Source organism: uncultured Caballeronia sp. (genome assembly GCF_964243625.1).
GTDB lineage: Bacteria > Pseudomonadota > Gammaproteobacteria > Burkholderiales > Burkholderiaceae > Caballeronia.
This window is the reverse complement of sequence record NZ_CAXTGZ010000298.1, coordinates 1-7165: the sequence shown is the minus strand read 5'-3', so window position 1 is coordinate 7165 and position 7165 is coordinate 1. Positions and strand designations below refer to the sequence as shown.

General features: G+C 58.3%; 7 protein-coding genes and 1 pseudogene. 2 read left to right on the top strand and 6 right to left on the bottom strand.

Translation table 11 applies throughout. From position 1 onward, the window contains the following. Window positions 1-135, bottom strand: a 135-nt coding sequence (locus ACFFAR_RS19505) for an FAD-dependent monooxygenase (protein ID WP_375508299.1), incomplete at its 3' end; no start/stop codon positions are given. Window positions 136-276: 141 nt separating this feature from the next. Between ACFFAR_RS19505 and ACFFAR_RS19500 the strand changes: the two genes are divergently transcribed. Then, complete coding sequence (locus ACFFAR_RS19500; protein ID WP_174364245.1) at window positions 277-951, top strand: TetR/AcrR family transcriptional regulator C-terminal domain-containing protein; 675 nt, start codon at window positions 277-279, stop codon at window positions 949-951. 458 nt (window positions 952-1409) lie between these two features. On the opposite strand, the pseudogene ACFFAR_RS19495 reads toward ACFFAR_RS19500, so the two are convergent. The 4 genes and pseudogenes from ACFFAR_RS19495 to ACFFAR_RS19480 all read right to left on the bottom strand — a co-directional run. Continuing rightward, window positions 1410-1699 (bottom strand): annotated as a pseudogene (locus tag ACFFAR_RS19495) (aldehyde oxidase); the annotation flags it as partial. Window positions 1700-1864: 165 nt separating this feature from the next. Next, window positions 1865-3502 carry a bifunctional 3-(3-hydroxy-phenyl)propionate/3-hydroxycinnamic acid hydroxylase gene (locus tag ACFFAR_RS19490; protein WP_174364246.1) on the bottom strand — a complete coding sequence of 546 codons (1638 nt, stop codon included), beginning with the start codon at window positions 3500-3502 and terminating at the stop codon, window positions 1865-1867. Window positions 3503-3592: 90 nt separating this feature from the next. Then, on the bottom strand, window positions 3593-4579 hold the full coding sequence (locus tag ACFFAR_RS19485) for a VOC family protein (protein ID WP_375508297.1): 987 nt from the start codon (window positions 4577-4579) through the stop codon (window positions 3593-3595). An 88-nt stretch (window positions 4580-4667) separates the two neighbouring features. Continuing rightward, complete coding sequence (locus tag ACFFAR_RS19480; protein WP_375508296.1) at window positions 4668-5516, bottom strand: fumarylacetoacetate hydrolase family protein; 849 nt, start codon at window positions 5514-5516, stop codon at window positions 4668-4670. Between the two features lie 173 nt (window positions 5517-5689). Here ACFFAR_RS19480 and ACFFAR_RS19475 point away from each other — a divergent pair, with 173 nt between their 5' ends. After that, window positions 5690-6421, top strand: coding sequence for a TetR/AcrR family transcriptional regulator (locus tag ACFFAR_RS19475; protein WP_375508295.1), 732 nt, complete (start codon window positions 5690-5692; stop codon window positions 6419-6421). Between the two features lie 81 nt (window positions 6422-6502). Here ACFFAR_RS19475 and ACFFAR_RS19470 read toward each other — a convergent pair whose 3' ends face one another. Next, a complete protein-coding gene (locus ACFFAR_RS19470; protein WP_375508298.1) occupies window positions 6503-6979 on the bottom strand; it encodes a hypothetical protein in 477 nt (158 codons plus the stop codon). Window positions 6980-7165 lie beyond the last annotated feature (186 nt).

The following is a 7165-nucleotide window of genomic DNA, read 5'->3' as shown; positions in this document are numbered from 1 at the left end:
GCGCGCGTTCGCCGAGGTTTCCGCTTCATAGATCGTCGCAGCAATGCCGTGAACATGGAGGACTCGGGCGAGTGTCAGCCCGCCCAGCCCCGCACCGATGATAGCGATTGAAGTATTCCTGATCGACGTGTTCATTGAGCCTTGATTGTCAGTTTCGCAGCCGCAAGACCGTGTCCCGGCTATTGCGACCGCTATGGAACGGTATTCCATTCATTTTGGAACGCCATTCCATCGGTGTCAACTTGGAACGTTATTCCATATCTGCCAAAATGGGGTATGCCCAAAAAAGTACCGAGCGTTAAACGACGTAAAGAGTCGCTCTCACGGGAGCGTGTCATCGAGGTGTCGATCGAACTACTGGACAGCAGTGGAGAAAGTGGGCTCACATTTCGCGCCCTGTCAGAGCGGCTCGTCACGGGTCCCGGCGCGATTTATTGGCACATCGACAGCAAGAGCGAGTTGCTGACCGCCGCCTGCGACTCCATCGTCGCTCGCACGATGAACGCGCCCACGGCCAGCGGAACACCGGAGGCGATCATTCGATCCCTTGCGCTCGGCCTGTATGACGCGATTGATACGCACCCTTGGGTAGGCTCGACGCTTACGCGTGCTCCGGGGCAGTTGCCCATAGTGCGCATTCTCGAGCGCATTGGCCAGCAGGTTTGCGCTCTTGGCGTGCCGGACGAGGAACAGTGGGCAACGGTGTCCGCGTTACTGAACTACATAATCGGTGTCGCTGGGCAGAACGCGGACAATACGCAATTCGCTCGAACGCATAACCTCGACAGAGCCAGTTTCCTGGAGACGGTTTCGACCGTCTGGTCTCAACTCGATCCGGTCGAATACCCGTTCGCACGTAGCGTTGCCAGCCAGTTGCCTTCTCACGACGACCGTGCCGACTTTATTGCCGGCATTGATCTGATCCTTCGCGGGGTCGCGGGCGCGGGCTAACGTTGATATGGAGCGCCGAACGCCCGCAGCGGAAAGTCCACTGGGGACGGTTCTTGGATTGAAATGTTAAGCGTCCTGCGAAAAGTGGATAATTTATATTATGTCAAATATGCTAGGCATCCTTGATTCACGGCGATGGAGTTGGGACAATTATGTCAGCTGGGGTGTCTGGCGTTGTGCGCGTTATGGCCATCGCATTTGCCTAAACCCCGCGCACTTACGATCTTGGTGCGCCAACGCGATTTATTTTCGAGCAGAATTGTCGCAAACAACACACGTGTGCAACGCTCTCCTTCGGAGCTGCCTCATCGTCCGCAATGAATTGGCACGTTACCGCACCACGCACTGCCTCCAACCGGGTCAACGATCATCGAGTTTTTGGGCCAGCGCGCTTTATTGCCATGTCGAACGGCGTGGACCGCTTGCGTTCTCCGGTCAGACGATAAATGGCATTGGCCTTCATCGATGATCGACTCGACCGCGAACACATCGGGAATGTAGCTGACCGCCCGATACCAACCCGTCGGAACGCCCGTTCATGACGGACCCAGCCAATGTCCAGATGCGGCGCACGGTACATGAACTCGCCCGCGTTGATGGCCTCGGTGGTGCTGTAGTCCATACGATCCGCGCGATCGAAATAACCCGGCTCCCATTGCTCCGGCGAAGCCGGCGAAACCGGTTTGCCGGTCTTTACTGCGAGGTACGTGACTTCGAACAACCAGTATTTGGACTTTGCGCGTGCGCCTCAGAAGCGATGGCAAACGGCACGATCAAGCATGTCTACGTCTTTCTCATTTTGGACTCCTTTATATTATGGATGTCTTTAACTTAAATCCCAATGACGCAAAGAATCTCGTCTCCCTCCTACAAAGAGCAACGGAGCGACGGCGTCGCTCCGTTGCGTACTGCTTTATGCAGCAATGACTTTCGTCATCGGCTTTTCACCGGAAGGGAGATTGAAGAGGGAAAGCCGAGTCGAAAGGTTTGCCACCAACCCCGACAAAGCCGAGAGCGTCTTCACCGCACCAAACACGTAATAATCCGGGCGCACGAGGATCGCCTTCACGCCATGTTCATCGAAGAATTGCCGGTATTTGCCGCTCACGTCGAATAGCACGCGCCCCGGCACGGTCTTGTCCGCGTCTGCGGTGATGCCAACGGTCTGCGCGCCGATCCGGGCGAGCGCTGCCTGCGAGACGGCGTCCAGATGCTGTTCAGGGTCCGCATCGAGCGCAATGATGTGAAAACCATTGGGCAGTGCGTCGTCGTAGCGCATCTGTTGCCCGTCGTTGGCGACCTGTCCATGCACGCTTAGTTGCCCCGCTGCACCGCAAGTTGAATAGCGTTCCTCACCGCAGATGAGACCATCGGTCAAGCCGGGGAATGGCGGCAAGGGCGGCACCTGACCCGACAGATAGGCATCGTCGCGCAGCTTCGCCTCGTCGGGATCGGAAATGCAGACGACCCGGCCCATTGCGATGGAAGCGTCGATGACGGCGCGCACCTGCGGGCGACGCTCCGGTGTGTAGCTTTCGAGAAGCTCCGGCGATGAGATACCCTTAAGTATCAGATCAAACCGCCACGCGAGGTTCCACGCGTCCCGAATACCCGAGCACATGCCCTGCCCCATGAAGGGCGGCATCTGATGCGCGGCGTCGCCTGCGAGCACGATGCGGCCGCTGTGCCAGTTCTCGGCAATCAGCGAACGGAACTTGTAGACGGCGAAGCGCACCAGCGTTGCTTCCTGTGGAGTGACCCACGAAGAGAGCAGTTCCCATACTTTCTCTGGTTTCTGCAGGTCCTCAACCGACTCGCGCGGCAGGCGCATGAATTCCCACCGTCGGTAACCGGGGCCGCCCGGCACCATCGTGGTCGGACGCGCCGGATTGCACCACTGGCCGATATCCGGCACGTCAAGCTTGACGCCTTCGTTAGGCTTAAGGTCAATGACAAGCCAGTCTTCCTGAAAACCCAGGTCTTCGAAAGCAATGTTCTCGGACTTGCGCACAAAGCTGTTGGCACCATCGGCACCGACCACATAGCGGGCGCGCACGGTCTGCGTCTCACCGGTCGGCACCCACGCGTTGCCGTCCATCTTTCCTTTGCGCATCGTTACTTCGCAGTGCTCGGGCAGCTGGCGTAAGCTGATCGCTTCCCAGCCCTGCTGGACGGAGACGCCGGCCAATGATTTGGCCTTTTCGTCCAGAAGCGCCTCAAGCGAAGGCTGATTGAACAGATAGCCAACCGGACCGTCACTAATGGATTCAGCCGACCAATCGATCTCGACCAGCGTCTTCCCGTCAGCGTTAAACCACTGGTACGTCGACGAGGGTTGCGAAATGCGTGCGACCTGCGCTCCGATACCCATTGCGTTAAAAATTCGCCGGATTTCGTGGTCGTGGAACACGGCGCGAGGCAGCGGATATAACGCCGGCCACCGGTCGAAAGCGGCAACCTTGTAGCCGCGTTCGCCTAGCAGGATGGACAAGGTCTGTCCGACGGGTCCGTATCCGACGATGACGACATCGAGAATGTTTTGGTCAGCCATTTGAGTCCACCTGCTAAAAAAAGGATGAGTCGTACCCCTGGCGCCAGACGATCCGGCTGCCATCAAAAAGATCCGTTGGAAAGACCTGCTTTAACCTTCGGGAACGACACCGGCCACATCCGCCGGCGCTTCAGTGTTGTGGATGAAATTGTCCGGAACAGCTGGACCCCAAAGATAAAGGGAATCTTCCGGAGGAAAGTCGCCCGCCGGCCATTCCCGCCCCGCCGAGACAAAGTCGATATCGGCCGAATACTCGCAGAACGAGCCCCACGGGTCCTGAACATAGTGGAAGTAGTTCGAGCCCAGCACGTGCCGGCCGGTGCCCCACCCTTTGTCGTAACCTGCCGCAGCCATCTGCGAAGCACCTTCGCCTACGAGGTTGACGTTATCAACGTCCCAGGCTGAGTGATGCCATCCGCGCGCCGTACTTTTTGCAAAGGCGACCAGATGATGGTCGCTCCCGTGCGGCGCGTGCGTGAACGCGATAATGTCGCGCGATTTATCCGACAGTCGCAATCCGAGCGCCCGGCGATAAAAGTCGAGCGCACCCAGCACATCGGGCGTGAACAGGAGCACATGCGAAAGGCGTCTGGGCCGCACGAGCGCGCTGGACGATCGGGTGTGCGAGCCGCGCTCATCCGCGGCGCTTCCCGCAACGACACAGGGGGTCTTGCTCGAAGGGCTTGTCTTGGGACCAGTCTTGACCTGAATCAGGTTTCCGTCCGGGTCATGGAACCAGAAAGCTTCACCGTCGGGCGCGGGGTCGCGCTCAACGACAACGGCGCCGGCCGCCTTCACCTGACTCAGGATGGCCTCGAAATCTCTTTCGAAGCAACTGAAGCTCAGATAGGCGAGTGACTTTCTGTCCGACGGCAGGATGCGAGCCCAACGGTGGCCATCAACCGCCCGAAGCTCTAACTGTCGTGCTTCTCCGGCACCCGAAGAAACGTCGAATCCGAAGGCGCGAAAAAATCGGTCTGCGTCCGCTATCGAGGGAACGTTGAGCGCGAAGTGGTCGATCGAATGCACACTTGCGCCGTCGGGAACGGCTACCGCATCAGCCATGACTGTCTCCATTGGTGTGTTCTGTTGCGCCGACTCGGCGGCCGGCTTGGGTTCGCGGCGCGGCCCGCCGCGTCGCCTGCTGGGATGCTTGTTGGGTCGCTTAACCAGCGGTCTCGTCGGCGATCACGTTTCTCAGCGTTCCGATTTTTTCAACACTGACTTCGCACACGTCGCCAGCTTTCATGAAGACCTTGGGGTTGCGCGCCCAGCCGATACCCGAAGGCGTCCCAGACACGATGACATCACCCGCTTCCAGCGTGATCGCCTCGCTGATGACGCTGATGAGGGTGGCGACGTCAAAAACCATTGAGTCCGTATTGGCAGACTGCACAACTTCGCCGTTTAGCCGCGTCTCAAGTAGCAGGCCCTTGGCGCCCGCAGGCAATTCGTCGGCCGTTACCAGATCGGGGCCAAAGGCGCCGGTGCCGTCAAAGTTCTTGCCCACCGTCCACTGCGGCGTCTTGAACTGATATTCACGGACCGAGCCGTCATTGAACAGCGCATAACCGGCGACGTGCGCCAGCGCGCTTTCCTTGGTGATATGACGACCGCCCTTGCCCAGTACAACGGCAATTTCGCCTTCGAAGTCGAGCCCTTCCGAGTCCGTAACGCGCGGACGGATCATTGGCTCCTCATGCGCGATCAGACTCGTGTGCACGCGGAAAAACAGCGTCGGGTAGTCCGGCTGCGCATAATTGCTCTCCGACGTGTGGTCGGCAAAGTTCAAACCGACGCAGATGATCTTTGGGGGACGGCGCAACGGCGGCAGGAACTTCAGGCCCTGCGCCGCGATCTTTTCTCCACTGGTACTCTCTTGAGCGTAATCGTTCAAGTGGACGCCGCGCGCGAGCAATGATTCCAGAGTTTCGTCACCCAGAATCCGCACCTGCGCACCCTCACGCACGCCCAGGGTTGCCTTGCCGTCCCGTTCAAAACTCACAAATCGCATTACTGCCTCCTGTTAATGCCCGGGTGACGGGCCGGGGAACACATTTATTTCGTATTGACATATTTGTCACTTCTAATTCTAGTTGATTTGACAAAATGGTCAACTAGAATACGTATAGGAGATACCCGCATGCCACATTGTTTAAAATCTCATACGAAATAAGGGGAAATGCCGTGCCGAAATTACCGACCGTCGAAAACTATCAAACACGCGTCGGGGCATTGCGCCGGGAGAAGACTCGCAACCGCCTCATCGAAAGCGCCTTAGGCGTATTTGCTGAGAAAGGGCCCGACGCGCCGCTCATCGATGACTTCATCGCCGCGGCGGGCGTTGCACGCGGCACGTTCTATAACTACTTTCGTACCACTGCCGAATTGCTGTCCGCAGTGGTGGGAGAAAGCAGCGATGAAGTACTGGGCGTCATCGACCCGGTGGTAAGGGAAGTGCAAGATCCGGCGCGGCGCGTGGTGATGGGTTCGCGGCTCTACATGCAGGTGGCTGTGCGCTATCCGCTATGGGGCGCGTTCATTACCAGGATCGGCACAAGACGTGGGTCGCGCGGTCGCCTGCTCGATGAGTACCTGACGAGGGACCTCACGGCAGCGATCGACCTCGGGAGATTCCGGGTGGCCGATGTAGCCGTGGCACGCGACATCGCGCTGGGCTCGATCATGTACGGCATCGAAACGCTTCTTTCAGGCGAAGCCCCGGTCAACTATGCGCAGCAGTCCATGTACGCCCTGCTTCAGGCGTTCGGCATCAACGCTGACGAAGCGAGGGAACTCGCCTATGAGCGCGTCGTCGAATGTCCCGAACCGCGCGGCGTGATCTTTGAGCGGGGAAGCACTGCTCCTGTCGCGAACGAAGTCAACATTAATGAACAATCGCTTCCCGTCTCCAGCTAAAAGGCGACGCGAGGACGCGGCAAGATCCGACATTATTGAGACGGTACGGAACTACCGGTCACAGTGGCTTGATGTCCTACGCTATTCGCCGGGGCAACGAGGACAACAGCTCACGTACCACCCCTTCTCGACTGGCTCGTGAGGCTTTCCCCTCTGCAATGTCGCGCAGATCCCGCCTGGCAACGTGCATGCGCGGTGGCATCGGAACAACCTTGTCGCGCTGGTCGCGCTGCGAAGTGGAATTGGTCCATCCGAAGCGTCATATTGGAACGATTTCCGGTCATCAAGTGCCACCGCGAGGGTTGCCGTGGCTACGTCTAACAAAGGCGGATCATCGGGGACATCGGGTCGGATGGACGGATCGACCTTTCCGTAGTTTTTGTCTCCAATGATGTACTCATGCACGTCGCCACCGTCCCACCCGATGGTCATAAGCAAGAAGACGTAAAGCCTGGAAAGCTCAACTGATCCGCGAACGAGAATCTGCCGCCAAAGCGCTGGTCTGAGGCCCAGTAGTTCAACCCGCAACTGATAGACGAACTCTGGAGACCTGACCATTCGCAACGTGGGTTTGCGACTGCTTGATTTGCGTGCTTGAGCCATTTGATGGTCCGTTAGGCCGCAGCTGAGTGGCCTGTTCAACGGGCATCAGGCGCCACGTCGGTTTTGTCGCAATAAGGATGGATGGGCGATTTAAGGCGACTCACGGACATCGTCGAACAAAGACTTGATGCGGGCGTGCGG

Excerpts from the sequence above, each read along its gene's own strand:
- ACFFAR_RS19480 (WP_375508296.1), bottom strand. The coding sequence starts at position 5,516 with ATGCGATTTGTGAGTTTTGAACGGGACGGCAAGGCAACCCTGGGCGTG.
- ACFFAR_RS19500 (WP_174364245.1), top strand. The coding sequence starts at position 277 with ATGCCCAAAAAAGTACCGAGCGTTAAACGACGTAAAGAGTCGCTCTCA.
- ACFFAR_RS19490 (WP_174364246.1), bottom strand. The coding sequence starts at position 3,502 with ATGGCTGACCAAAACATTCTCGATGTCGTCATCGTCGGATACGGACCC.
- ACFFAR_RS19485 (WP_375508297.1), bottom strand. The coding sequence starts at position 4,579 with ATGGAGACAGTCATGGCTGATGCGGTAGCCGTTCCCGACGGCGCAAGT.
- ACFFAR_RS19470 (WP_375508298.1), bottom strand. The coding sequence starts at position 6,979 with ATGGTCAGGTCTCCAGAGTTCGTCTATCAGTTGCGGGTTGAACTACTG.